1 protein-coding gene is annotated in these 629 nt (G+C 43.1%); it reads right to left on the bottom strand.

Translation table 11 applies throughout. The annotated features are described in order from the left end of the window. Positions 1–49: 49 nt before the first annotated feature. Positions 50–629 (bottom strand): phage tail sheath family protein (locus tag ACFIK6_RS10205; protein WP_375642781.1); only part of this gene is annotated, 580 nt, incomplete at its 5' end.

Genomic DNA, 629 nt, shown 5'->3' with positions numbered 1-629 from the left:
ACAAAAATGTTAAAATATTTCAAAACTCTTGGTAAAACGGGGATAGCCATTAAAAGATCTCCTCTAAATAATCATTCACAATGCGTGAACGGAATGTGATGTGTTCTGCGGGTGTTGTTGGTGTGAATTCGACATTGAAATAGACTCTGCCGCCTTCAATAGCGCTTGCTGTATTCAACTCTGGATCGGGCGTACAACGCCCACCAAGGATGGCGCCTTGTGCTTTTAAATCACGCAAATAGGCATTGACGCTTTCACTCACGTCACTCATGTAGGTTTTTTTGATATTGCGGTCGACAGCCCATAGATGCCCGCGCAAAATGGCGTCATTGATCATATCTGCGGTTCTCACCACCGATAAGAAAGCAAATTTTGTATCGCTTGAAAGGGTGCGATTACCCCAAAGACGATAACCATTTTCGCGGATAATTGTTGTGATGTTTTGTTCATTAAGAAGGTTGGCACGGCTGGATCTGTCCCCAATGGAAAAATCAATGGGGCGTGCAATACCAACAATGCCATTGATCACTTTGTTTGAAGGTGAATGCCAAAAACCGTGTGTAAAATCAGTTTTAGCAATGACACCTGCAACTGCTGCACTTGCTGGCTGTTCTAAGATTTTTCCATCA

The sequence above is a fragment of the Bartonella sp. AS69XJJH genome (genome assembly GCF_042195585.1).
Lineage (GTDB): Bacteria > Pseudomonadota > Alphaproteobacteria > Rhizobiales > Rhizobiaceae > Bartonella.
This window is presented reverse-complemented; position numbering and strand designations above follow the sequence as displayed.